Annotated in this window: 22 protein-coding genes, 1 tRNA gene, 1 pseudogene and 1 riboswitch; of the genes and pseudogenes, 8 read left to right on the forward strand and 16 right to left on the reverse strand. The window is 70.1% G+C overall.

Annotated features, from left to right (window positions below; translation table 11 throughout):
* A pseudogene (locus tag CCR97_RS25345) lies at positions 1-104 on the forward strand (IS110 family transposase); the annotation flags it as partial.
* Positions 105-232: 128 nt separating this feature from the next.
* Here the strand turns inward: CCR97_RS25345 and CCR97_RS25350 are convergent.
* Positions 233-1,306, reverse strand: a complete 1,074-nt coding sequence (locus CCR97_RS25350; RefSeq protein ID WP_111360210.1) for a Gfo/Idh/MocA family protein — start codon at positions 1,304-1,306, stop codon at positions 233-235.
* A gap of 168 nt (positions 1,307-1,474) precedes the next feature.
* Positions 1,475-2,908, reverse strand: a complete 1,434-nt coding sequence (locus CCR97_RS25355; RefSeq protein ID WP_111360211.1) for an AmpG family muropeptide MFS transporter — start codon at positions 2,906-2,908, stop codon at positions 1,475-1,477.
* Between the two features lie 316 nt (positions 2,909-3,224).
* Between CCR97_RS25355 and def the strand changes: the two genes are divergently transcribed.
* Positions 3,225-3,743 carry a peptide deformylase gene (gene def, locus CCR97_RS25360; protein WP_111360197.1) on the forward strand — a complete coding sequence of 173 codons (519 nt, stop codon included), beginning with the start codon at positions 3,225-3,227 and terminating at the stop codon, positions 3,741-3,743.
* 241 nt (positions 3,744-3,984) lie between these two features.
* Here the strand turns inward: def and CCR97_RS25365 are convergent, their stop codons facing one another.
* The gene (locus CCR97_RS25365; RefSeq protein ID WP_111360198.1) at positions 3,985-4,599 is read right to left on the reverse strand and encodes a pyridoxamine 5'-phosphate oxidase family protein; all 615 of its coding nucleotides are present in this window, start codon (positions 4,597-4,599) and stop codon (positions 3,985-3,987) included.
* A gap of 12 nt (positions 4,600-4,611) precedes the next feature.
* On the opposite strand from CCR97_RS25365, the gene CCR97_RS25370 reads away from it, so the two are divergent.
* Together CCR97_RS25370 and CCR97_RS25375 are read left to right on the forward strand one after the other, a co-directional pair.
* Entirely contained in the window at positions 4,612-4,761 is a 150-nt protein-coding gene (locus tag CCR97_RS25370; RefSeq protein WP_170146078.1) for an OadG family protein, read from the forward strand.
* A gap of 12 nt (positions 4,762-4,773) precedes the next feature.
* Positions 4,774-6,009 carry a sodium ion-translocating decarboxylase subunit beta gene (locus CCR97_RS25375; RefSeq protein WP_201159991.1) on the forward strand — a complete coding sequence of 412 codons (1,236 nt, stop codon included), beginning with the start codon at positions 4,774-4,776 and terminating at the stop codon, positions 6,007-6,009.
* Between the two features lie 271 nt (positions 6,010-6,280).
* Here the strand turns inward: CCR97_RS25375 and CCR97_RS25380 are convergent, their stop codons facing one another.
* The 6 genes from CCR97_RS25380 to CCR97_RS25405 form a co-directional block, all read right to left on the reverse strand.
* Positions 6,281-6,760, reverse strand: coding sequence for a DUF3574 domain-containing protein (locus CCR97_RS25380; protein ID WP_170145917.1), 480 nt, complete (start codon positions 6,758-6,760; stop codon positions 6,281-6,283).
* Positions 6,761-6,837: 77 nt separating this feature from the next.
* Complete coding sequence (locus CCR97_RS25385; RefSeq protein WP_111358151.1) at positions 6,838-8,235, reverse strand: NAD(P)(+) transhydrogenase (Re/Si-specific) subunit beta; 1,398 nt, start codon at positions 8,233-8,235, stop codon at positions 6,838-6,840.
* Positions 8,236-8,391: 156 nt separating this feature from the next.
* Positions 8,392-8,715: a proton-translocating transhydrogenase family protein gene (locus CCR97_RS25390; protein WP_111358152.1), complete on the reverse strand. Its 324-nt coding sequence runs from the start codon at positions 8,713-8,715 to the stop codon at positions 8,392-8,394.
* Between the two features lie 79 nt (positions 8,716-8,794).
* Positions 8,795-9,928 (reverse strand): Re/Si-specific NAD(P)(+) transhydrogenase subunit alpha, encoded by a 1,134-nt coding sequence (locus CCR97_RS25395; RefSeq protein ID WP_111358153.1) that lies wholly within the window; start codon positions 9,926-9,928, stop codon positions 8,795-8,797.
* Between the two features lie 74 nt (positions 9,929-10,002).
* Positions 10,003-10,155, reverse strand: coding sequence for an aa3-type cytochrome c oxidase subunit IV (locus CCR97_RS25400; RefSeq protein WP_111358154.1), 153 nt, complete (start codon positions 10,153-10,155; stop codon positions 10,003-10,005).
* Positions 10,156-10,466: 311 nt separating this feature from the next.
* Positions 10,467-10,541 (reverse strand) — tRNA-Gly (locus CCR97_RS25405).
* A gap of 297 nt (positions 10,542-10,838) precedes the next feature.
* On the opposite strand from CCR97_RS25405, the gene CCR97_RS25410 reads away from it, so the two are divergent.
* Positions 10,839-12,800, forward strand: coding sequence for a sensor histidine kinase (locus CCR97_RS25410; RefSeq protein WP_111358155.1), 1,962 nt, complete (start codon positions 10,839-10,841; stop codon positions 12,798-12,800).
* Between the two features lie 172 nt (positions 12,801-12,972).
* On the opposite strand, the gene CCR97_RS25415 is transcribed toward CCR97_RS25410, so the two are convergent.
* From CCR97_RS25415 to CCR97_RS25425, 3 genes are all read right to left on the reverse strand, one after another.
* Positions 12,973-13,293: an XRE family transcriptional regulator gene (locus tag CCR97_RS25415; RefSeq protein ID WP_111358156.1), complete on the reverse strand. Its 321-nt coding sequence runs from the start codon at positions 13,291-13,293 to the stop codon at positions 12,973-12,975.
* Positions 13,290-13,634, reverse strand: coding sequence for a type II toxin-antitoxin system RelE/ParE family toxin (locus CCR97_RS25420; protein WP_111358157.1), 345 nt, complete (start codon positions 13,632-13,634; stop codon positions 13,290-13,292). Before CCR97_RS25420 ends, CCR97_RS25415 begins: the two co-directional genes overlap by 4 nt.
* Before the next feature lie 91 nt (positions 13,635-13,725).
* Positions 13,726-14,832, reverse strand: a complete 1,107-nt coding sequence (locus CCR97_RS25425) for a 2'-deoxycytidine 5'-triphosphate deaminase (protein ID WP_111358158.1) — start codon at positions 14,830-14,832, stop codon at positions 13,726-13,728.
* Positions 14,833-14,947: 115 nt separating this feature from the next.
* A riboswitch (SAM riboswitch) is annotated at positions 14,948-15,027 on the forward strand.
* A 53-nt stretch (positions 15,028-15,080) separates the two neighbouring features.
* On the opposite strand from CCR97_RS25425, the gene CCR97_RS25430 reads away from it, so the two are divergent.
* On the forward strand, positions 15,081-16,301 hold the full coding sequence (locus CCR97_RS25430) for an O-succinylhomoserine sulfhydrylase (RefSeq protein WP_111358159.1): 1,221 nt from the start codon (positions 15,081-15,083) through the stop codon (positions 16,299-16,301).
* 135 nt (positions 16,302-16,436) lie between these two features.
* Here CCR97_RS25430 and mepA read toward each other — a convergent pair whose 3' ends face one another.
* The 4 genes from mepA to CCR97_RS25450 all read right to left on the reverse strand — a co-directional run bounded on the left by mepA (position 16,437) and on the right by CCR97_RS25450 (position 20,444).
* Entirely contained in the window at positions 16,437-17,366 is a 930-nt protein-coding gene (gene mepA / locus CCR97_RS25435; protein WP_111360527.1) for a penicillin-insensitive murein endopeptidase, read from the reverse strand.
* 150 nt (positions 17,367-17,516) lie between these two features.
* Complete coding sequence (locus tag CCR97_RS25440; protein ID WP_111360528.1) at positions 17,517-18,425, reverse strand: NAD-dependent epimerase/dehydratase family protein; 909 nt, start codon at positions 18,423-18,425, stop codon at positions 17,517-17,519.
* Positions 18,426-18,537: 112 nt separating this feature from the next.
* Complete coding sequence (queG, locus tag CCR97_RS25445) at positions 18,538-19,755, reverse strand: tRNA epoxyqueuosine(34) reductase QueG (RefSeq protein ID WP_201159993.1); 1,218 nt, start codon at positions 19,753-19,755, stop codon at positions 18,538-18,540.
* On the reverse strand, positions 19,752-20,444 hold the full coding sequence (locus CCR97_RS25450; RefSeq protein WP_111360073.1) for a glutathione S-transferase family protein: 693 nt from the start codon (positions 20,442-20,444) through the stop codon (positions 19,752-19,754). Before CCR97_RS25450 ends, queG begins: the two co-directional genes overlap by 4 nt.
* A 392-nt stretch (positions 20,445-20,836) precedes the next feature.
* Between CCR97_RS25450 and CCR97_RS25455 the strand changes: the two genes are divergently transcribed.
* Positions 20,837-21,643: an undecaprenyl-diphosphate phosphatase gene (locus CCR97_RS25455; RefSeq protein WP_111360072.1), complete on the forward strand. Its 807-nt coding sequence runs from the start codon at positions 20,837-20,839 to the stop codon at positions 21,641-21,643.
* A 181-nt stretch (positions 21,644-21,824) separates the two neighbouring features.
* On the forward strand, positions 21,825-24,164 hold the full coding sequence (locus CCR97_RS25460; RefSeq protein WP_201159992.1) for a xanthine dehydrogenase family protein molybdopterin-binding subunit: 2,340 nt from the start codon (positions 21,825-21,827) through the stop codon (positions 24,162-24,164).
* Positions 24,165-24,412: the final 248 nt, after the last annotated feature.

Below are 24,412 nucleotides of genomic sequence, written 5' to 3' on the forward strand. Positions count from 1 at the left end.
GTGCCGGCAAGCCGAAGATGGTCGCCTTGATCGCCGTCGCTCGGAAGCTACTGACAATCCTCAACGCCATGCTCAGGGACAATCGACCATGGCAAAACGCTTGACAGCCAAGACAGTCGCTCACCCCGGTCGCCCGCTTTGCGGGCGCCCGACCCTCTCCCTCAGGGAGAGGGTGCCGTGGCCGGCTGCCAAGACCGAGATCAGTCTCGTCGTTGCCGAATCGACCGAGACGCTATCGTCGCCGGTCCCACTCGGCGATGCGGGCAAGCGCCTCGTTGTTGAGGGGCATGTCGACCGGCTCGTTGCGCTCGGCCGAGAGGTCGGCCGCCGTGTAGGTCTCCATCACCATGCGGGCATGGGCGGGCTGGACCATCACGGGGCGGTCGAGCAGGCAGCATTCGAGGAAGTGGATGGTCTCCGGCCCGAGCTGGCCCGCATACATGTGGTCGACCTGCTCGCCCGGCATGGTCGACATCGGGTAGCGGGTGCCGCCCTCGACCGTGTTGAGCCAGTTGTCCCGATAGGTGCCGTCGAGGATCAGCGCGCCCTCGGTGCCGGTGATCTCGATCCAGGTCGACGAGTAGTTCGGATAGCCGGGCGGCAGGTTCCAGCCGCCGCCGACCACCACGACGGCACCGTTGTCCATCGTGACGGTGTTCCACATGCAGTCGTAGGAGCCGTTGAGCGGCTTCATCACGCCGTAGGCGCCCTGCGAGTAGACGCGCACGGGCTTGGCCGGCTCCAGCATCCAGAGCACGAAGTCGAGGTCGTGGGTCGACTCCATGGCGGCCGGCGACAGCTTGGTGCGGCCGGCGATCTTCTTGCCGAGGCTGCGCGACAGATGGCGGCTGACCATCACGGACACGATGTCGCCCAGCTTGCCCTCGCGGATCTGCTTCTTGGCGTAGGCGATCTTGGAGTTGAATCGCTGCGAGTAGCCGATCGTGAACTTGACGCCGTTGCGCTTGGCCAGCGTGATCAGCTCGTCGGCCTCCCAGAAGTCCAGCGCGATCGGCTTCTCCAGCAGCACGTGCTTGCCGGCCTTCAGGCAGTCGCGGGCGATGGGGAAGTGGGTCGGCTCGGGCGCCGTGCAGACATAGACGATCGAGATCCGGTCGTTGTTGATGATGTCCTGATAGTCGAGCGTCGCGGTCGCCGCCTTGGTGATCTGTTTCATCTCGGCGAGCCGGTCAGGCCGGATCTCGCAGATGTGCAACCGGTCCACCAGCGCCGAGCGCGACAGCGTCTCGGCCCGCATGCCGCCGATCCAGCCGGTGCCGATGACGGCGACGTCGACCTGCTTCATGAACGCATCTCCCCCGGTTTGCTGGTCCGACTTGCCGTCGTGACCGTTCGAGCCGTCGTCCGCACGCCCGTGGCACACGTCGACGGCCGCCCCGGGCGTGGCCGGGGCCGTTCTAGATAGAACACGAGTGTTCCGGCTTGCGAAGCGGGGCGGAACCGCCTCGGACGCCTAGGTGTTCTGCGCCGAACGCTTGGCCGCGGACGCCGCGGCGAGCGCCGCGAAGTGCCCGCTGCGCTGCAGCCAGATCAGCAGGACGAAGCTCGGGATCGCCGCGATGGCGCTCGACAGGAAGAACGTCACCCAGCCGGTCGCCTCGGCGACGAAGCCGGCCCCCGACGACAGATAGGTGCGGCCGATGGCGGCGAGCGCGGTGAGCAGCGCATATTGCGTCGCGGTATGGAGCGGGCTGTTGCACAGCGCCGACAGGTAGGCGACGAACACCACCGTGCCGATGGCGCCAGTGAAGTTCTCAACGATGATCGACACCGTCAAGGCCCAGAGGTTCACCCCGACCACGGCCTGCCAGGCGAAGACCAGGTTGGAGATGCTCTGCAGGAGCGCGCCGATCCACAGCGCCGTCACCAGCGGATAGGCGCGTGCCAGAAAGCCGCCGGCGAAGCCGCCGATCAGCGTGGCGGCGAGCCCGACGCCCTTGACGATCGCGGCGTAGTCGTTGCGCGAGAAGCCGAGATCGATGACGAAGGGCGCCGTCATGGCCCCCGCGAAGGCGTCGCAGAACTTGAAGAAGATCACGAAGGCGAGGATCAGGACGGCGTTCTCGCGGGTGAGGAACTCCGAGAAGGCGCCGACCGCCGCGACCATCACGCGCCGGGCCGGGTTCTCGATGCGGTGGGCCGGATCGTGCTCGGCGCGCGCCGAGGCGGCCGGCTCGGTGGCGAGCAGCGTGGTGGCGATGCCGAGCACCACCAGGGCGCCCATGACCAGATAGCCGAGCGTCCAGGCCTCGTGCTTGCCGAAGCCCGCCGCCTCGAAGCCCGAGACCATGAACAGGGCGCCGGCCGTCGAGGCCAGCATGCCGATCCGGTAGGCGGCCACGTAGGACGCCATGCCGGCGGCCTGCTCGTTCTCGGGCAGGCTCTCGACCCGGAAGGCGTCGATGACGATGTCCTGGGTGGCCGAGGCGGCGGCGACCAGCAGCGCCCCGAAGGCGACCAGCCACGGCGTCTTGGCCGGGTCGCACAGGCCGAGAAACACGATGGCGGCGATCAGCAGGATCTGGGTCAGCACCAGCCAGCCGCGCCGCCGGCCGAGCCGGCGGGACAGGATCGGCACGTCGAGGGCGTCGACGATCGGGGCCCAGGCGAACTTCAGCGTGTAGGGGGTGCCGACCAGGGCGAACAGGCCGATGGTGCCGAGATCGACCCCGGTCTCGCGCATCCACACCAGCAGGGTCGATCCCGAGAGGGCGAGCGGCAGCCCCGAGGAGAACCCCAGGAACATGACGATGAGCACCCGCGGCCGCAGATAGACCGCGAAGGTCTCGGCGAGCGAGGACCGGGCGGTCGCGGTGGCCGCTCCGGCGGTGGCCGCGGCGGTGGTCGCCTCGGAGGCGGCGGACGTGGTCGTCGGAGTGGTGCTCATGGTCCCGGTATGGGTGACGGGGGGATTCGGCACAAGGTGCGGGTGCGATCGGGCGATTTTGGGGGCGAGCCCTTCACCTCTCCCCGCTGGCGGGGAGAGGTCGGGGTTCGCGCCGGAGGCGCGAAGTCCGGGTGAGGGGGCGTCGCCGCGAGTCTCTGCTGCGTGGATACGCCCCCTCACCCGCCGCGCTTCGCGCGTCGACCTCTCCCCGCACGCGGGGAGAGGTGAACGGAGGGGTCGGTCGCCGCACCCCTTCCCGCGCCGGTCGTAGCAGCCCGGAATTGACGCGTTTCGCGTCTCGCCTTACATCGCCGGCATGGCGATCCGCGACATCATCCTCCTCCCCGACAAGCAGCTCCGGCTGGTCTCCGAGCCCGTGACGACCATCGACGACGAGATCCGCACGCTCGTGGCCGACATGTTCGACACCATGTACGACGCCCCCGGGATCGGGCTCGCGGCCATCCAGGTCGCCGTGCCGAAGCGGGTCGTCACCATGGACCTCGCCCACAAGACCGAGGAGAAGCGCCCGCGGGTGTTCATCAACCCGGAGATCGTCTGGAAGTCGGAGGAGATGAACGTCTACGAGGAGGGCTGCCTGTCGATCCCGGACGTCCACGAGGACGTCGAGCGCCCCGAGCGGGTGCGGATCCGCTGGATGGACCTCGACGGCAAGACGCACGAGGAGACGGCGGACGGCCTGTTCGCCACCTGCATCCAGCACGAGATCGACCACTTGAACGGCGTCCTGTTCATCGACCACATCTCCCGGCTGAAGCGGCACTTCATCACCAAGAAGTTCACCAAGCTGGCCGCCCGCCGCGCCGCGGAGTGACGGCGCGGATCGCGCTTCGGCAGCTCGAAAAGACGTCGAAATCCAACTTCGGTCGTCCCGGGGCGCGGCGAAGCGGCGAGCCCGGGCCCCATATCCCCGGCCTGTCGTGAGCCACTGATTCCGGGGTTATGGATTCCGGGCTCGGCGCGGAGCCTGTGCTCGGGCGGCGCGAAGCGCCGACCCGAGTGCGGCGCCCCGGAATGACGAAGGCTCGGTGGTACTCCGGCCGCCGCCGCCCGCCCTACCTGTCGCGCCGCAGCACCAGCGTCTCCTTGTGGCCGAAGCCCTTGGAATTATCGATCAGCACCGCCGCGTCGGGATCGAGCCGGTAGACGGCGACGCGGGCGACGGCCGACCTGAGCTTTTCGGGCAGCGCGTCGAGGCGCTGCAGGAACGGATAGCGGGCGGCGAGCAGGCCGCGCAGCCGCGCCGCCTCCTGCGGATCGTCGACCCGGACGGCCCGGCCGTGCATCTGCACGCCCCGCACCGCAGCAAAATTGGCCGTGTCGGGCGCCACCGTCACGGCGGCCGCCGGGTTCGCCGCGAGATCGCGCGAGTGCCGCGCCCCCTCCTCCGAGACCCACACCAGCGCCGGGCCGTCGCACGCGTAGAACAGGCTCGCGGCGTGCGGGCCGGCCGGCCCCGCGGTGGCGAGAGACATCACGTGATGCATTTCGAGAAAGGCAGCCAAGCGCGCCGAAAGCGATGCGGACATGGGGTTTTCACTGTTTCTGCCGAGGGTTCGGCTGCGTATCATCACCCGACTCGCGGGATATGGGTTTCGAGCCGTTCGGACAAGGGCACGTTGCGACGCGCCGGTCCGTGGCGCCGCGATGCGACGGGTCACCACGATCATGGGACATGCAGCATGGACAAACTGACATTCGGACTGACCATGATGGTCGTGGGCATAGGAGGAACGTTCCTCACCCTGGCGATCCTCATCTGGTCGATCCAGCTCCTGAAGAAGATCTTTCCGCTCTCGGCCGAGGACGGAAGCAAGGCCAACCGCGGCTGAACGGGGACAGACATGCTCGAAGGCATTCTCAACGGCCTGTTGGGCCTGACCGACGGCGTCCAGGCGCTGGTCACGCTCGGCGGTCTCAAGCAGATGGTGATGCTGGCGATCGGCGGCACGCTGATCTTTCTCGGCGTCAAGAAGGACGTCGAGCCGCTGCTGCTGGTGCCGATCGGATTCGGCTGTCTCCTGGTGAACATCCCGGGCAGCGAGCTGATGCATCAGGGCATCGACATCGGCGCCAAGCAGGTGCTCGACGCCATGGGGCCGGCGGCGCCCGAGGCGCTCAAGGCGATGGCCAAGGACGACACCGGCTTCGTCCGCAGCATCTACAACATGGGCATCGCCAACGAGCTGTTCCCGTTGTTGATCTTCATCGGCATCGGCGCCATGACGGATTTCGGCCCGCTGCTCGAGAACCCCAAGATCCTGCTGTTCGGCGCCGCCGGCCAGTGCGGCATCTTCCTCACGCTGCTGCTCGCGCTGGCGCTCGGCTTCCCGCATCTCGAGGCGGTGTCGATCGCCGTGATCGGCGCCTGTGACGGCCCGACCGCCATCTACGTCGCCTCGCAATACGCGCCGCAGCTGCTCGGCCCGATCTCGGTCGCCGCCTACTCCTACATGGCGCTGGTGCCGATCATCCAGCCGCCGATCATGAAGGCGCTCACCACCGAGAAGGAGCGCGAGACCGTCATGCCGGTGGTGAAGCGCAGCGTGTCGGCGAACACCAAGCTGCTGTTCCCGATCGTCGTGACGGTGGTCACCGGCCTGATCGCACCCAAGGGCCTGCCCCTGATGGCGTCGATCATGCTCGGCAACTTCATGCGCGAATGCGGCGCCGTCACCCGGCTCACCAAGGCGTCGGAGAACGAGATCGCCAACATCGCGACCCTGTTCCTCGGCATCGCCATCGGCGCCACCATGGCGGCGGAGGACTTCCTGAAGCCGACGACGCTCGCGATCTTCGCGCTCGGCTTCGTGGCGATCTGCCTCGATACCATCGTCGGCGTCGGGTTCGGCAAGATCTGGTACGTGCTGTCGGGCGGGCGGATGAACCCGCTGATCGGCGCCGCCGGCATCTCGGCCTTCCCGATGGCGGCCCGCGTCGTGCAGGCGCAGGGCCAGCGCTACAACAAGAAGAACTTCCTCCTGATGCACGCGATGGGCGCCAACTGCGGTGGCCAGATCGGCTCGGTCGCCGCCGCCGCCGTGATGCTCTCGGTGCTCAAGGGGTTGGGGCTGATCTGATCACGGCGCGGGCGCCGGTCCGCCGGCGCCACGCCTGTCGACGAGATCGAGCGAAGCAAGGCGCGGGCTCCGGCCCGCGCTTTTTTTGCGTCATTCCGGGGCGCGGACCGCAAGGTCCGCGAGCCCGGAATCCATACGCCCGGTGTCCGAGGCTCACGACAGGCAGGGGATATGGGTCCCGGGCACGCGCCTTCGGCGCATCCCGGGACGACCGAGGACTTGTGCCGAGCCTTCATCGGGGAGAGTTGAAGTGACTTCCGTCACGTGCTTATCAAAACCGCGCGCAGGTCGGGCGGGTCAGCACCAGCACGGATTTTTGCCGGAAGCGGCGCTTGTAGGCGTCGACGATCGCCGCGATTTTTTCGGCGCGGCTCGGGCGCTTGGGATCGGTATCGGCGGACGGCTCCTGCGCCGGCGCGAGAATCAGAAGAACCTTGGACGCCTCGCGGGTGATCCGTCCCGTCTCGTCGCGCCATTGTCCATTGGCGTCGTAGACCGTCAGTCCGTCGGGAAAGCGCGGCGTCACCTCGCGGGCGAGGAAGTCGGCGAAGCGCGTCTCCGTCACGACACGGCGCCCGGCCGCCTCGCGGCCGAGGAACAGCTCGGTGACGACCGACGCGGTCTCGCCCGTCGGACAGGTGATGGCCGGCGCCACGACGGACGTCGCGGCCGGCGCCTCGAAGGCGGCGAGCGGCGACACGCCGAGCACGGCACCAGACAAGACGCCGCCGAGCAACACGGCGCACGACATGAAAAAGGCACGGCCCTCGAGGGGCCGTGCCTGAACCGTCGTCGCGATCACGCGCATCGCGATGGCGCGGGGAAATATCACCCGAGCGCCTTCACGATCTCCTCGGTCATCTTCTTGGCGTCGCCGAGCAGCATCATGGTGTTGTCGCGGTAGAACAGCGTGTTGTCGATGCCGGCGTAGCCCGAGGCGAGCGAGCGCTTGGAGAACATCACGGTGCCGGCCTTCCACACCTGCAGGACCGGCATGCCGTAGATCGGCGAGGACGGATCCTCCTCGGCGGCCGGGTTGGTCACGTCGTTGGCGCCGATCACGAAGGCGACGTCGGCCTGGGCGAACTCCGAGTTGATGTCCTCGAGCTCGAAGACCTCGTCGTAGGGCACGTTCGCCTCGGCGAGCAGCACGTTCATGTGGCCCGGCATGCGGCCGGCGACCGGGTGGATCGCGTACTTCACCTCGACGCCCTCGGCCTTCAGCTTGTCGGCGAGCTCGCGCAGCGCGTGCTGGGCTTGCGCCACCGCCATGCCGTAGCCCGGGACGATGATCACCTTGCCGGAGTTCTTCATGATGAAGCCGGCGTCGTCGGCCGAGCCGAGCTTCACGGGCCGCGCCTCGGCGCCGCCCGCCGGACCCGCGACCTCGCCGCCGAAGCCGCCCAGGATCACCGAGATGAACGAGCGGTTCATGCCCTTGCACATGATGTAGGACAGGATCGCGCCCGAGGAGCCGACCAGCGCGCCGGTGATGATCAGGGCCGAGTTGCCGAGCGTGAAGCCGATGCCGGCGGCCGCCCACCCCGAGTAGGAGTTCAACATCGAGATGACGACCGGCATGTCGGCGCCGCCGATCGGGATGATGATCAGGATGCCGAACAGGAACGAGGCGAGCGTCAGCGCCCAGAACGCCGTGTAGCTCTCGGTGCGGGCGAACACCACGATCAGGGCGACGATCGCCAGGAACAGCGCGATGTTGATGACGTGGCGGCCGGGCAGCATGATCGGCGCGCCGCTCATCCGCCCCGACAGCTTGGCGAAGGCGATCACCGAGCCCGTGAACGTGATGGCGCCGATGGCGACGCCGAGCGACATCTCGACCAGGCTGGCGCCGTGGATGTGGCCCACCGTGCCGATGTCGAAGGCGGCCGGCGCGTAGAGGGCGCCGGCGGCGACCAGCACCGCGGCCATGCCGACCAGCGAATGGAAGGCGGCGACCAGCTCCGGCATCATGGTCATCGGCACGCGCCGGGCGATCACGGCGCCGATGCCGCCGCCGATCGCGATGCCGAGCGCCACCAGGGCCCAGGCCCCGGGGCCGGCCGGGACATGCGAGGCGAGCGTCGTCGCCACCGCGATCACCATGCCGGTCATGCCGAAGAAGTTGCCGCGCCGGCTCGACTCGGGGCTGGAGAGCCCGCGCAGAGCCAGGATGAACAGCACTCCTGCAACCAGATACAGAAGCGCGGCGATATTGGCGTTCATGTCACATCGTCCTCATTCAGCGCTGCGCAGCGCGACGTGCCGTCGACCCGGGTCGGAGCGAGCGGCCGACGAGGAGGGGCGGGACAAACCGCTGCGGCGATCCGGCCCCCCTCGCCCGGATCCGCCGCCTGTCACGACGGGCGGCCGCCGTCCCGCTCACTTCTTTTTCTTGGTGTACATCGCCAGCATGCGCTGGGTGACCAGGAAGCCGCCGAAGATGTTCACCGAGGCGAACACCAGGGCGACGAAGCCGAGCGCGCGGGCGAGCAGCGGGCCGTTGTCGTCGCCGACCAGGGAGACGCCGACGGCGAGCAGTGCACCGACCACGATCACGGACGAGATCGCGTTGGTCACCGACATCAGCGGCGTATGCAGGGCCGGCGTCACCGCCCACACGACGTAATAGCCGACGAACACCGCCAGCACGAAGATCGACAGCCGGAAGATGAACGGGTCGATCGCGCTTGCCACATGCTCCATCGCATATCTCCTCGGAATGCGGGCGACCTCGTCCGGCGCGGAGAGGCCGCGTTGTCTCGATGCGGGCCGCGGCCGGCGGTCAGGCCGCCGTCTTCGGCACGAAGTTCGGGTGGACGATCGCGCCGTCCTTGGTCAGCGCCGTCGCCTTGACGATCTCGTCGTCCCAGTTGAGCGCGATCGCCTTGGTCTTCTTGTCGATCAGCACCTCGAGGAAGGCGAGGAGGTTCTTGGAGTAGAGGGCCGACGACGACGCGGCCAGCCGGCCGGCGACGTTGAGATGGCCGACGATCTTGACGCCGCCGACCTCGACGACCTCGCCGGGCTTGGCGCCCTCGACATTGCCGCCCCGCTCGACCGCCAGATCGACGATCACCGAGCCGGGCTTCATCGAGGCGACCATCTCGGCCGTGATCAGCCGCGGCGCCGGACGGCCCGGGATCAGCGCGGTCGTGATCACGATGTCCTGCTTCTTGATGTGCTCGGCGACGAGGGCCGCCTGCTTCGCCTGGTACTCCTTGGACATCTCCTTGGCGTACCCGCCGGCCGTCTCGGCCTGCTTGAACTCGTCGTCCTCGACCGCGATGAACTTCGCCCCGAGGCTCGCCACCTGCTCCTTCACGGCCGGGCGAACGTCGGTCGCCGTCACGATGGCGCCGAGGCGCCGCGCGGTGGCGATCGCCTGCAGGCCGGCGACGCCGACGCCCATGATGAAGCACTTGGCGGCCGGCACCGTGCCGGCCGGCGTCATCATCATCGGGAAGGCGCGGCCGTACTCGGCCGAGGCGTCGATCACGGCGCGGTAGCCGGCGAGGTTCGCCTGGCTGGAGAGCACGTCCATCACCTGGGCGCGGGTGATGCGCGGCATCAGCTCCATGGCGAAGGCGATCACGCCGGCGCGGGCGAGCGCCTCGAGCGCCGCCTGGTGGCCGTACGGGTCCATGATGGCGATGACGATGGCGCCCTTCTTGTAGCCGGTGAGCTCCATCTCGTTGGGGCGCTTCACCTTGAGGACGATGTCGGCGTCGCGGGCGGCGTCGCGCGTCACGGTCGCGCCGGCCGCCTGGTAGTCGGCGTCGAGGATGCCGGACTTCACGCCCGCGCCGGGCTCGACCGCGACGTCGGCGCCGAGCGCCATCATCTTCTTCACGGTCTCAGGCGTTCCGGCGACCCGCGGTTCGGCAGCGTCCGCCTCGGCACAAATCGCGATCTTCATGATGTCTCCTGCGCAGGGCATGACCGGACGGGCGCCGGCGAGCGTAACGCGGGCGCCGCCGTCCGGAACGGTCGTCAGACCAGGAAAATGGCCATCAGGACGAGAACGAGTACGGTGGAGCCGACGCCCCACTTCACGAGTTGCACGAACCCGCGATAGGTCGCTTCGTGCTGGGCCAGGTCGTTACCCGACGCAGTCTCGTAGTCCACGGCGGCGTGATCGGCCATCCGTCCCTCCAGTCACGAGTTTCCCGAGCGGGCGGCTTAGCGCAATTGTGGCATGAGGGCAATGGAGCGGCGGTTTTCCGGCGCCGCCGGGCCGGTCTCGCGCCGCCCTGCGATCGGAGCAGAATACCGCGAATTTGCAGGCGCTTACGATCTGCGGCCGGAGACCGGCGCAGAGGCTCCGGCGCGCCCCGCCCGAATCCGTAGAAACCCGATGCGCCGCATGGCCGCCCGGCGCTTCGGGCAGGCGGACGTCGACACAAGCGGCCGGCTCCGCTGCCGACGAGCCCCGCCATCGATCGATGCTGCTGATTTGGAGCGGGCGATGGGAATCGAACCCACGACATACAGCTTGGGAAGCTGTCGTTCTACCACTGAACTACGCCCGCGCGGATCGGACATTACCCGGGGCGACCCGGCCGCCGCAAGAGGCTCCGCCGCCATGGCGGACCCGCAGCCGGGGCGGCAACACCAGCGCATCGACGGCGGTGCGATTGCCTCGCATGTGAAACCTCCATACATTGGAACTTGTCGCGGGGCCGGCGCAGGGGCGCGGCCGAACCGGGCGGGGAGCACGTTTGAGTCCAGACCCGACAGGACCGCCGGTTCCCGACGGCAGACCCCTTTCGCGTGCGCCCACCATCCGAACCCGGCTGCTTGTTCTCGTCGCGGCGACGCTGCTGCCGGTGCTCGCCTTCGCCGGCGCCGTGATCGTCGAGCAGGCGCGCGCCGAGCGCGCCGCCCTGGAGCGCCGCGCCGCCGAGATCGCGGCGGCGACCAACCGGCTGATCGACACCCATGTGCTGGCGGTCGAGCAGGCGCTGCGTGTGCTGGCGATCCTGGTGCCGGCGACCGCCGACGACCGCGCCACCTTCCACCGCATCGCCACCGCCACGGCCGAGCGGATCGGCAAGCCGATCGTGCTCGTCGACCGCGACGGCCAGCAGCTCGTCAGCACCCGGCTGAACCTCGATGCGGCGCTGCCGCGCCGCGCCGACATGGCGCCGCTCGCGCCAGCCTTCGAGGCGGACCGGCTGGTCGTCACCGATCTCGTGACCGGCGCGCTCACGGGGCGGCCGGTCGCCCTGATCGCCGTGCCGGTGCGGCGCGACGGCGCCACCGCCATGGCGCTCGCCGCCGGCATCGATCCGACCGAGCTCGGCGACGTGCTGCGCGAGGCCGGCCTGCCCGACCCGTGGATCGCCGCCGTGGTCGACCGCAAGGGCATCTTCGTCGCCCGCTCGCACCAGCCCGAGACCTTCATCGGCAATCCGGCCCGGCCCGAGCTGGTGGCGGCGGCGACCGGCGGCCCGATGGAGGGACGCTTCGACAACGTGACCTGGGAAGGCGTCGCCCAGACCAACGCGTTCCGACGCTCGTCCGTGACCGGCTGGACGGCCGTGATCGGCATTCCGCGCGAGGTGCTCGAGGCGCCGCAGCGGCGTGCCCTCGCGCTGCTCGCCACCGGCGGCGCCTTCGCCGGGCTGGCGCTCCTGCTGGCCGCCGTCTTCGCGCACCGCATCGCGGCGCCGGTGCGGGCCCTGCAGGGCGCCGCCCTGGCGCTCGCCCATGGCGAGCCGCCGCCGGCCGACGAGCCGCGCATCCGCGAGCTGGTCGACGTCCGCCAGGCCTTCGAGACCGCCGCCGCGATCGTGCGCGAGCGCAACGCCGCCAAGGCCGAGCTGGAGCGCACCACGGCGCTGCTCGCCGCCGTCTCCGCTTCGACGCCCGACCTGATCTACGCCAAGGACCGCGACAGCCGCATGCTGATCGCCAATGCGGCCGTGCTGGCCGTGATCGGCAAGCCGCTGACCGAGGTGCAGGGCCGCAACGACTTCTACGGCGATCCGGCGCAGGCCACCGCGATCCGGGCCAACGACCGCGCCGTGATGGAGACGGGCGAGACCCAGAAGCTGGAGGAGACCTTCACCAGCCCCGACGGGGTGACGCGCGTGTTCCTGTCGACCAAGTCGCCGCTGCGCGACGCCACCGGCGCCGTGATCGGCCTCGTCGGCGTGTCGACCGACATCACCGATCGCAAGCGGCGGGAGGAGCATGTCGAGCTCCTGATGCACGAGCTCTCCCACCGCACCAAGAACCTGCTCGCCGTCATCCAGGCGCTGGCTCGCCAGCTGATGCGCTCCAGCACCGACACGGCCGACTTCGAGCAGAAATTCATGGCCCGCATCCAGGCGCTGGCGCGCGCCCACGACCTCCTGGTCCAGCAGCACTGGCAGGGCGCGCCGCTCGCCGACGTGGTCGGCGCGCAGTTGTGGCCGTTCGTCGGCTCGGAGCGCGGCCGCGTCACGCTCGACGGTCCGCCCCTGATGCTGCGGCTGGAGGCGGTGCAGAACCTGTCGCTGGTCCTCCACGAGCTCGCCACCAACGCCTCGAAATACGGGGCGCTGTCGGTGCCGACCGGCACCATCGCGATCCGCTGGCGGATCGACGGCGACCAGCTGGTGCTCACGTGGTGCGAAGCCGGCGGCCCGCCCGTGACGCCGCCGACGCGGCGCGGCTTCGGCCACACCATCATCGAGCGCCTGCTGGCGCAGGGCCTCGAGTCCGAGGTGACGCTCGACTACCCGCCCGCCGGCGCGCAGGCCAGCCTGCGCATCCCGGTCGCCCAGATGGTGTCCGAGGGGTGACAGCGGATCCCGCCGAATCACTTTGGTTGTCCTTCCGGGTCGGCGCGCAGCGTCGAACCCGGAATCCAGCCCGCGGGCAAAGCTTGCCGCTGGATTCCGGGTTCGCGGCTTCGCCGCGCCCCGGAATGACGGCGCAACGATCCGGTGAAATTGATGCGCAGCGCGACGCGGGTCAGCCCAGGGCGGACAACGCCGGCGGCCGAAAATCGACCGCGACACGGACCTGAAGCTGCCGATCGAGCGCGCCGAGGATCGTGATCAGGCGGTCGAGCGTGAAGCGGTCGAGCCGGCCGTTGCGGATGCGCGAGAACTCCGACGCGGCGATCCCGGTCGCCTTGCCGGCGGCGCGCACGCCGAGCTTGCGACGATCGAGCACCCCGATGATGGCGGCAGCGACGACGGCGCGCGCCTGGTCGAGGTCGGCCTCCGGCTCGTCGAAATCACGAAAGACGTTTCCGCTGCCGCGGACCAGCACGAGGTCGTCGTCGGTCATCGCAAGGAGTCCTTCAAGCGCCTGATGCGGTCGCGGATGCGATCGACGTCCATCTGCGGCGTCTTGATGCCGGTCTTGGACTTCTTCTGGAACGCGTCGACCACGATCACATCGGCTCCGAGCTGGACGGCATAGACGATACGATAGGCGTTTCCACGGTGGGCGATCGCGATCTCGAATACCCCCGCGCCGACCCCTTTGAACGGCTTCGCCGTATCCGCCTTGTGGCCTTCCGCCGCGATCGTCAGGGCGTTGAAGGTGTCGCGCCTCCCCTCCCGAGGGAACGTCTCGAAGGTCTTGCGGGCGGCGTTCAGCCACGAGATCGGCCGGGTCGAATGCATGAAATGGCGCCGTTGACGAAAATGTCAACGCCCGAACAATAATTGAACTCGCGCCATCATGCGCGCGCAACGCGCGCACCGTAAAGAACCCTCACGCCCTGAAATGCTTCGACAGCTTGAGGCCCTGGGCCTGGTAGTTGGAGCCGATGCCCTCGCCGTAGAGCTGGTCGGGCTGGGCCAGCATGTGCTCGTAGACGAGGCGGCCGACCGTCTGGCCGTGCTCGAGGATGAACGGCACCTCGTGCGAGCGCACCTCCAGCACGGCGCGCGAGCCGTGGCCGCCGGCCTCGTCGCAGCCGAAGCCGGGATCAAAGAAGCCGGCGTAGTGCACCCGGAACTCGCCGACCAGCGGGTCGAACGGCACCATCTCGGCGGCGAAGTCTGGCGGCACCGTCACGGCCTGCTTGGAGGCCAGGATGTAGAACTCGTCCGGATCGAGGATGAGGGTCCGGCCACGGTTGGCGCGCAGCGGCTCCCAGTACTCGGCGACGTCGTAGCGGGCGCGGCGGTCGACGTCGATCAGCCCGGTGTGGCGCTTGGCCCGGTAGCCGATCAGCCCGTCCGGCCCGAAGCCGGCGAGGTCGACCCCGACCCCGACGCCCTCGGCGAGATCCGCCCCTTCCTCGTCGACCAGGGTCTCGCGCGCCTGGAGGTCGACGAGGTCGTCGCCGCTCACCACCACGCGGCCGCGATGGAAGCGCATCTGCGACAGCCGCGAGCCCTCGCGCACCAGCACCGGGAAGGTGCGCGGGCTGATCTCCAGATAGAGCGGCCCGTGATAGCCGGGGTCGATGCGGTCGAAGGCGCGCGCCCCGTCGGTGATCACCCGGGTGAACACGTCGAGCCGGCCCGTCGAGCTCTTCGGGTTCGCCGCCGCGCCGACATCGGCCGGCAGCTTCAGCCCCTCGATCAGCGGCACGATGTAGACGCAGCCGGTCTCCAGCACGGCGCCGTCGCCGAGCGCGATCTCGTGCAGCTTGAGGCTGTCGATGCGCTCCGCCACGGTGGCGCGCGGGCCCGGCAGAAAGCTCGCCCGCACCCGGTACGCGATCTCGCCGAGCCGCAGGTCGAGGCTCGCCGGCTGGATCTGATCGTCGGCGAACGGCACGGCGGTGAGGATGCCGCCGGACGAGCTCAGCGCGGCGATCATCCGGTCAGGCAGAATGCCCCGGTCGGCGGGGCCGAAGGCGAGCGGCACGGACGCCTCCTCGATGCGCGCGCCGGCGACGGCCGGCGATACTCGAAAACGCGCGTAATCTTCGGTGTCTAGCGGATGGCCGGCTTGACGGAAAGGGCGGTCGCCGCTAAGAGCCGGCTTATCCCGTGGTCATTTGAGCCGGCCGGCTTGCCGCCACGTTAAAGAAGGTTGCTAAAAGGCCGGGGACGCGCGCGCCCGGCCTGGATCTGTTCCGGCCGGGTTTTTTGTTGCCCGAGGAGGCCGCGTCGATGTCCGATCAGAGCTTCGCCCCCCTGTCGCCGCCCGACCCTGTGAGGCCCGACTGGCATCCGGAGACCCGGCTGGTCCATGCCGGCACGTTGCGCTCGCAATTCGGCGAGACCTCGGAGGCGATGTTCCTCACGCAAGGCTTCGTCTATCGGACCGCCGAGGAGTGCGAGGCGCGGTTTGCCGGCCCGTCGGGCGGGTTCCTCTACTCGCGCTTCTCCAACCCGACGGTCGCGATGCTGGAGCACCGCATGGCGGCCTTCGAGGGGGCCGAGGCGGCGCGCGCCACGGCGAGCGGCATGGCGGCCGTCACGGCCGCGCTGGTCGGCCCGGTGAAGGCCGGCGACCACGTGGTGGCGGCCAAGCAGCTGTTCGGCTCCTGCCGGTGGATTCTGGAGGACTACCTGCCGCGCTTCGGCGTCGCCTCGACCCTGGTCGACGGCCGCGACCTCGACCAGTGGCGCGCCGCGGTGCGCCCGAGCACGCGGCTGTTCTTCCTGGAGAGCCCGACCAATCCGACCCTCGAGGTGATCGACATCGCCGCGGTCGCGGACATCGCGCACGCGGCCGGCGCCGTGCTGGTGGTCGACAACGTCTTCGCCACCGCGGTGTGGCAGAGCCCGCTCGCGCTCGGCGCCGACTGCGTCGTCTACTCGGCGACCAAGCACATCGACGGCCAGGGCCGCTGCATGGGCGGGCTGATCCTGGCGTCGGAAAAATTCATCCAGGACCACGTACACATGCTCTTGCGGCAGACCGGCCCGTGCCTGTCGCCGTTCAACGCCTGGGTGATGCTGAAGGGCCTGGAAACGCTGAGCCTGCGGGTCGAGCGCCAGACCGCGACGGCTGCCGCGGTCGCCGATGCGCTCGCCGGCCACCCGAAGATCGAGCGGCTGGTCTATCCGGGCCGCCCCGACCATCCGCAGGCCGATGTCGTGAGAAAGCAGATGCGCGCCGGCTCGACCCTGGTCGCGTTCGACGTTGCCGGCGGCAAGGCGGGCTCGTTCCGCTTCATGAACGCGCTGAAGCTCGCTGCCATCACCAACAATCTCGGCGACTCGAAGAGCCTCGTGACGCATCCGGCGATCACCACGCATCAGCGTCTCAGCGCCGCCGAGCGTGCCGAGCTCGGCATCGGCGACGGCCTGATCCGCTTCTCGGCCGGCCTGGAGCACAAGGACGACGTGGTGGCGGATCTCTTGGGAGCGCTGGAAAAGGTGTGAAGAACCGGTCGTTCCGGGGCGCGCCAAAGGCGCGAGCCCGGAACCCATAACCCCTGTCTGTCGTGAGCCCCGAGCACCGGGGATATGGATTCCGGGCTCGCGGACCTTGCGGTCCGCGCCCCGGAATGACGGGGACTACGGCGACTGCAGCACCACGCGGCAGGCGGGCGGCAGCTCGGCGAGCGTCGGGCCGGGGCGCGGCTTCGGCGGCTCCTTGGGGGGCGGCGGGTGCAGCACCGAGTCCTGGAACCACCAGTCGAGCTCGCTCCCGCAGCCGTCGCCGGCCGGCACCGGCGGCTGCGGCTTGCAGTCGGTCTCGCCCGCCGGGCAGACGATACGGACGTGGAAGTGATAGTCGTGCCCCCAATAGGGCCGGACCTTGTGGAGCCAGGCGCGATCGGCGCCGGCGTCGCGGCACAGCGCCTTCTTGATCGCCGCGTTGACGAAGATGCGCTCGACGCCGGGCAGGTTGGCGGCGGTGCGGATGACGCCGACATGGCCGGTCGTCCACACGGCCGGGTCGACCTCCTTGCGGTCGCGCGCCACCACCATGGTGGCCGACATCTCCTCGCGCTCCTTGCGGGTCAGCTCGCGATTGGGCATCGGGGTGAGCCAGATGTCGGCGTCGAGCCCGACCTGATGGCTCGCATGCCCGGTGAGCATCGGGCCGCCGCGCGGCTGCGACAGGTCGCCGACCAGCAGGCCCGGCCAGCCGGCCTTGCGGGCGTCGACCGCCAGCCGCTCCAGCATGTCGATCAGGTTCGGATGGCCCCAGTTGCGATTACGCGACAGCCGCATGACCTGCCAGGCCGGCCCGTTGACGGGCAGCGCGATGCCGCCGGCGAGACACCCCTTCGAATAGAAGCCGATCGCCCGCGCCTCGAGCGAGGCGGGCGTCGCCTTGCGGCCGAAGAGCTGCTTGGCCGGCGTCTTCGGATCGTTCGGATCGGCGAGCGGCGGCAACGGCTTGGGATCGACCGTGCCCTTGTCCTGCGCGGCCGCCGGGGCGGCGAGCAGGACCAGGACGGCGAGAGCCGCGGCGGGGGCGAGACGATTCGCGATCATGCGAAGAGTTGTATCGCAACTTCGTCACAGCCGGAACCGCACCGCCAAGCTCCCCTGCGTTCGTGCCCGTGCAGGCGGGGACCCAGGGGCGACACCGCACGTGGCCCTGGATGCCCGCCTGCGCGGGCATGAGCCGAGGGTGGGGCGAGGTCAGTGGACCGGGCTGTGGCGCGCCGCGAAGTCGGCCCGCAGCCCCTCGCGAAACGTCGGGTAGCGCAGCGTGACGCCGAGCTCGCGCTTGAGCTTGTCGGTCTTGGCCCGCTTGCATTCGGCATAGAAGCTCGCGGCCATCGGGGGGAGATGCTTGACGGCCTCCTCGAACGGCCATTCGGGGGGCGGCTCGCGGCCCAGGAGCTCGGCCGCGAAGACGACCGGATCGCCGGGCGGGGTCGGCTCGTCGTCGGCGACGTTGAAGGCGCCGCGCGCCCGCTTGTCGAACGCCGCATCGATCGCCTGGGCGACGTCGACGACGTGGATGCGGTTGAACACCTGGCCCGGCTTGACGATGCGCCACGCACGGCCCTTCTCCATGTTGACGATGGCGTCCTGGCCCGGGCCGTAGATGCCGGCGAGCCGCAGGCTCGCGACCGGCACGCCGGTGCGCGCGCCGAGCGCCATCCAGGCGGCCTCCTGCTCGACCCGCGCCTTGTTGCGGGCACCGACCGGGCGCAGCTCGGCCGTCTCGTCCACCCAGGCGCCGCCGTGGTCGCCATAGACGCCGAGTGTCGAGAGCAGGACGATGCTTTTCAGCATGCCGGCCTGCGCGGCCGCGGCGATCGCGTCGCCCAGCACCGCGAGCACCGGGTCACCGGTCTCGGTCGGCGGCGCCGAGATCAGGATGGCGTCGGCTTCGCGCACCGCCGCGGTCAGCTCGGCCGAGGCCGTCGTGCCGTCGAACACCAGCACCTCGACCTCGCGCCCGCCGTAATGGCGCGCCGCGTGGTCGGCGGCATTCTCGGCCGTGCGGGTGGTGCCGACGATGCGGTCGAAGCGGCGCCCATGGGCCGCGACCCAGTGCTGCGCGCTGTAGCCGAACCCGAAGCAGATCAGCGTGGTCATTCGTCACTCCAATAATGGCGGCGCATCTTAACCTCTCCCCGCCGCGCGGGGAGAGGTCGACGCCCGAAGGGCGGCGGGTGAGGGGGCGCCGCGTGGATACGGAAACGCCCCCTCACCCGGAGGCCGCGCCTGCCGGCGCGACCTCCGACCTCTCCCCGCGTGCGGGGAGAGGTGAAGGGGCATCGTTCTGGGAGACGCCGAGCGTCCATTCCTCCCGCACCTGCGGGTCGGGCTCGTGATCGCGATGGCATGCGGCAAGCGTCGCGAAGGCGTCGACCGGCAGGAGCCGCGACAGTGCCCAGACGGCGGCGCCGCGCACCAGGGACGAGGCGTCGGCGAGGCGGGCCTGCGCGGCGTCGGCGAGCGCCGCGTCGCCGCTGTTGCCGATCGCGATCATCACGTTGCGCACGACACGGTCGCGCCCCGTGCGCTTGATCGCGGTCTTGCGGAAAAGCGCGCGGAACGCGGCATCGTCGAGCCCGGCGAGGTCGCGCAGCGACGGCGCGTTCAGCACCTCGCGCGCCGCGAGCTTGGCGTCGCGGCCGGCCTGGGCGAACTTGTTCCACGGGCAGGCGGCGAGGCAGTCGTCGCAGCCGTAGATGCGGTTGCCGAGCTTTTCGCGGAATTCGCGCGGGATCGGGCCTTTGTGCTCGATGGTAAGATACGACACGCAGCGCCGCGCATCGAGCCGATAGGGGGCGACGAAGGCCTCGGTCGGGCAGGCGTCGAGGCAGGCCCGGCAGGAGCCGCAGCAGTCGTCCGCCGGCGCGTCCGGCGGCAGCGGCAGCGTGGTGAACAGGGCGCCGAGAAACAGCCAGGAGCCGAAGTCGCGCGATACCAGATTGGTGTGCCGGCCCTGCCAGCCGAGCCCGGCGGCGGCGGCGAGCGGCTTCTCCATCACGGCCGCGGTGTCGACGAACACCTTTGCGTCGCCGCCGGCGGCACCGATCAGCCAGCGGGCCAGCGCCTTCAGGCGCGGCTTGATCACCTCGTGATAGTCGTCGCCGCGGGCATAGACCGAGATCGCCCCGCGGTCGCGCTGGGCGAGGACGTCGCGCGGATCGCGCTCCGGTCCGTAATTGACGCCGAGCATGACGACGGCCTGCACGTCCGCCCAGAGGCCGCGCAGCGACGTGCGACGCTCCGGCCGGTCGGCGAGCCAGTCCATGTCGCCGTGCATCCCGGCGGCCAGGAATTTTTCGAAGCGTGCACCGGCATCGCCGATCGCGTCGGGTGCTGCGACAGCCACGGCATCGAAGCCGAGCGCCTTCGCCTCGGCGCGAAGAGCGACGAGGAGAGCGGACGAGTCCGGGGCGGACGCGTCGGTCAGAAGTCGAGGTCGGCGTAGGTCTTGGACGGGGCGATGCCGGCGTGCATCTCGACCAGCAGCGGCCGGAACGACGGACGCGACTTCACCCGCGCGTACCAGGTCTTCGCCGATTCGTCCTCGTGCCACGGCACATCGCCCAGATAGTCGACCGACGAGAGATGCGCGGCGGCCGCGAGATCCGCATAGGTCATGCGCGGTCCGGCGAGCCAGTCGCGGGTGCGCACCAGCCAGCCGATATAGGCGAGATGATAGCGGATGTTCGACAGCGCCGCACGGATCGCGTCGATGTCGGGGGAGCCGCCGCCCTGCTTCACCGTCATGTGGCGCTTGAACACCCGCTCGAGCACCAGCGGGCCCGACACCTCGGTGTGGAACTTCTCCAGGAACCACATGGTCAGGCGCCGCACCTCGATGCGGGCCGCCATCTCCTGCGGGAGCAGCCGGTGCTCGCCGAGGCCGCTGCCGCGGGTCTCGTCGAGATACTCGGCGATCATGGCCGGATGCGCCACCGGGGGGCGGCCGTCCTCGACCAGTACCGGGGTGGTGCCGGCCGGGTTGATCACCAGAAACTCCTGGCGGCGGTCCCAGGGCCGCTCGTCGGCGAGGTTCGGCACCACGCCGTATTCGCCGAGCGCGATCCGGACGAACCGCGACTGCGGGCACAAAGGCTGATGAAACAGCGTCAACATCATGGACTTGCGTAAACCGAGACCTGCGTGGCCGAAACCGGCGTGAGCCAATCGAGAAGCGCGCCGGACCGGCCCGACGCATACGCATGCCCGACCGACCTTGCCGCCCCGGCCGCCGGCGGGCAAGCCCCCCGGCGGACATTCTCGGCCGGTACGGTTTCCGCGCCGGGTGGATCGCGCTGCCGGCCGCCGCCGGCCGGCCGACCTCGGTCATGCCGGTCCAATGCGGTGAATTCCGGGCGCGCGGTTGCGGAAGGCCGGCCGGACCATCGGCCCCGCGCATCCGCCGGCCTTCGTCCGCGGCATTGCCGCCTTGCCGGCCGGGGCCGGTATCTGCCACAAGCGCGCAGCCGTCCGCGGGCCCTGCCCGCCCGTCTGGTCCGGAGCCCCGCATGCTGCTCGATCTGTTCAAGGCCGCCTTCCTCGGCTTCATCGAGGGACTGACCGAATACCTGCCGGTGTCGTCCACCGGCCACCTTCTCCTGGTCGAGCACTTCTTCGGCTTCGACGACGAGGACTTCGGCAAGACCTTCGCGGTGCTGATCCAGCTCGGCGCCATCGCGGCGCTCTTGTCGATCTACTTCCGCAAGCTCCTGCTGCTCGCCACCCACTTCTTCTCCGACGAGTACGCCCGCCGCTTCGTCTTCGGCGTGCTGATCGCCTTCCTGCCCGCCGCGATTGTCGGGGCGATCGCCCACGGCTTCATCAAGTCGGTGCTGTTCAACCCGTGGATCATCTGCTTCTCGCTGATCGCCGGGGCGGCCGTGCTCTACCTCGTCGACCATCTCGACCTGAAGCCGCGCTACGACGAGGCGACCGAGTTCCCCCTCAAGGTGTATCTCGGCATCGGCCTGATCCAGTGCGTGTCGATGATCCCCGGCGTGTCGCGCGCCGGCGCCACCATCGTCGGTGCCATGCTGCTCGGCGCCGACCGGCGCTCCGCCGCCGAGTTCTCGTTCTGGCTGGCGATGCCGACCATGGTCGGAGCGTTCGCCTACGACCTCTACAAGGGCGGCGGCCAGATGAGCGCGAGCAACCTGATCGTGGTGGCGGTCGGCTTCATCGCGTCCTTCGTGTTCGGCTGGATCGTGGTGAAGACGTTCCTCGGCTTCGTCGCGCGCCACGGCTTCGGGCTGTTCGTCTGGTGGCGCGTCGCCGTCGGCACGCTCGGCCTGATCGGCCTCGCCCTGTTCGGCTGAGCGGCCGCCCGAAGCAAAGCCGCGTCGTCGCCGGGCTTGACCCGGCGACCCATCGTCCTTCGAAATAGCGTGTTCACGTCCCGGACGGATGCGCGGGTAAAGCCCGCGCACGACGGGCCGCGAGCATGGCGCATGTCCGTCGGTCGGCGCCGGACATACAAAGTAGACGAAGGCACCCCCGATGGACGACACGACGGCGCGCGCGGCTCTCCGAGCATACCGGGTCGAGGACGCGCCGCTGCTGCGCGGGGCGGGGCGCTTCGTCGCCGACGCGGCCCTGCCCGGTCAGGCCTACGGCGCCTTCGTGCGGTCGCCGCACGCCCATGCGGTGGTGACCGGAATCGACGCCACGGCCGCGCGCGCCGTGCCGGGCGTGCTCGGCGTCTTCACGGCGGACGACATGGCGGCCGCCGGCGTCGGCACGCTCGCCGCCCACATGCCGATGCAGGGCGCCAGCGGGCCGCTCGTGATGCCGTTCCGCCCGTCGCTCGCCGCGACCGCGATGCACACCGGCGAGCCGGTCGCGCTCGTCGTCGCCGAGACGGCGCTCGCGGCGCAGGACGCCGCGGATCTCGTCGCGGTCGACTACGCGGAGCGCCCGGCCGTCGTCGACGTGCATCGCGCCGCGACGCCCGGAGCGCCGCAGCTCTGGCCGGAGGCGCCCGGCAATCTCGCCCTCGACTGGCGGTTCCCGACCGCGGCCGAGGGCGGCGACCCGGCCGCCGTCGATGCGGCGATCGCGGCGGCCGCGCATGTCGCCCGCGTCGGCCACGTCAACCAGCGCATCATGGTCGCCAGCATGGAGCCGCGCGGCGCCACCGCGTCGTACGACGCCGCGACCGACAGCTACGTGCTGCGCGTCTGCACCCAGGGCGCCCGCCCGATCCGCGACCACATGGCCCGCATCCTCGGCATCGATCCGGGCAAGCTGCGGGTGATCACCGAGGATGTCGGCGGCGCCTTCGGCATGAAGAGCTCGCCCTATCCGGAGTATCCGGCGCTGTGCGTGGCGGCGAAGCGGCTCGGGCGGCCCGTGCACTGGATGTCGACCCGCTCGGAGGCGTTCCTCACCGACGCGCATGCCCGCGACTCGATCCTCGAAGGCGAGCTCGCCGTCGACGCCGAGGGACACTTCACGGCGCTGCGGCTGCGCTCGCTGGTCAATCTCGGCGCCTATGTGGGGCAGGTCGCGGCGTTCCTCGCCACCGTCAACTTCGCCCGCTGCGTGCCCGGCATGTACACGATCCCACGGGTCGACATCGCGGTGCGCTGCGTGTTCTCCAACACGACGCCGACGGCGCCCTACCGCGGCGCCGGGCGGCCGGAGGCGAACTATCTGATCGAGCGCCTCGTCGACGAGGCGGCCCGCCTCACCGGGATCGCCCCGGACGAGATCCGCCGCCGCAACCTGGTGCCGGCGGACGCGATCCCGTATCGGACGCCGGTCGGCACCGTGTTCGACAGCGGCAATTTTCCGGCCGTGTTTGACAAGGCGCTGGCGCTCGCCGACTTTACGGGCCGCGACGCCCGCAAGGCGGAGGCGAAGCGGCGCGGAAAGCTGCGCGGCGTCGGCCTCTCCTGCATGGTCGAGCACGCCGGCGGCGTGCCCACCGAAGGCGCCGGGCTGCTCTTTCCGGGCGACGGCACCGTGGTGCTGGCGCTCGGCGCCCAAGCGACCGGCCAGGGGCACGCGACGATCTTTCCGCGCGTGCTGAGCGAGCGCCTCGGCGTGCCGTTGGAAAAAATCAAATACTCCGGGGGCGACAGCGACAACGGCGTGATCAGCAACTCCTCGGTCGCCTCGCGCACCACGAGCGCGGCCGGCGCCGCGCTGGTGAACGCCGTCGCGGTGGTGCTGGAGAAGGGCCGGAAGATCGCCGCCGACGCGCTGGAGACGGCCGAGGCCGACATCGTCTACGCGGACGGCGATTTCTCCATCGCCGGCACCGACCGGCGCCTCTCGCTGTTCGAGGTCGCCGCGACAGCGGCGCGCAAGAAGGCGGCCGGCGCGAGCGAGGACGATCTCGACACGCGGGTCGCGACCGACACGCCGCAGAATTTTCCGAACGGCTGCCACGTCGCCGAGGTGGAGATCGACCCGGAGACCGGCGCGCTGGCGCTCGTGCGCTACACGGCGGTCGACGACTGCGGCGTGGTGCTCGACCACGTGCTGGTCGAGGGCCAGCTCCACGGCGCGCTGGCGCAGGGGCTGGGCCAGGCCTTGATGGAGCGCGCCGTCTACGACCTCGACTCGGGCCAGCTCGTCACCGGCTCGTTCCAGGACTACGCGATGCCGCGCGCCGCCGACATGCCGCCGGTCGTCTCGGCCGAGGAGAACACGGTGGCGACGACCAACCCGCTCGGCGTCAAGGGCGTCGGCGAGGCCGGCACGACCGGCTCGCTCGCCGCCGTGATGAACGCGATCGCCGACGCGATCCCGACACCGGCCGGCATCCGCATGGACATGCCGGCCACCCCGGAGAAGACCTGGGCGGCGTGCCGGGGGATGATGGAGCGATAGAGCAGCGCCGCGCCGCGGCCTCACCTCTCCCCGCGCGCGGGGAGAGGTCGACATTCGCGCGTCCAGCGCGGATGTCGGGTGAGGGGGCGTCGCCGCGAGTCCGAGCTTTACGGAAACGCCCCCTTGTAACTCTGATTGTCGCGACTCGCGTAGTCTGCGGGCCGCGGTGACGGGCGGGAGCCCGGGAGCCCCTGGGCCAGGTCAGGCCGTGGGTGAGCATGGTGCCCCGCCCGTCGTTCCATCGAACC

This window comes from Rhodoplanes elegans (assembly GCF_016653355.1).
Classification (GTDB): Bacteria; Pseudomonadota; Alphaproteobacteria; order Rhizobiales; family Xanthobacteraceae; genus Rhodoplanes; species Rhodoplanes elegans.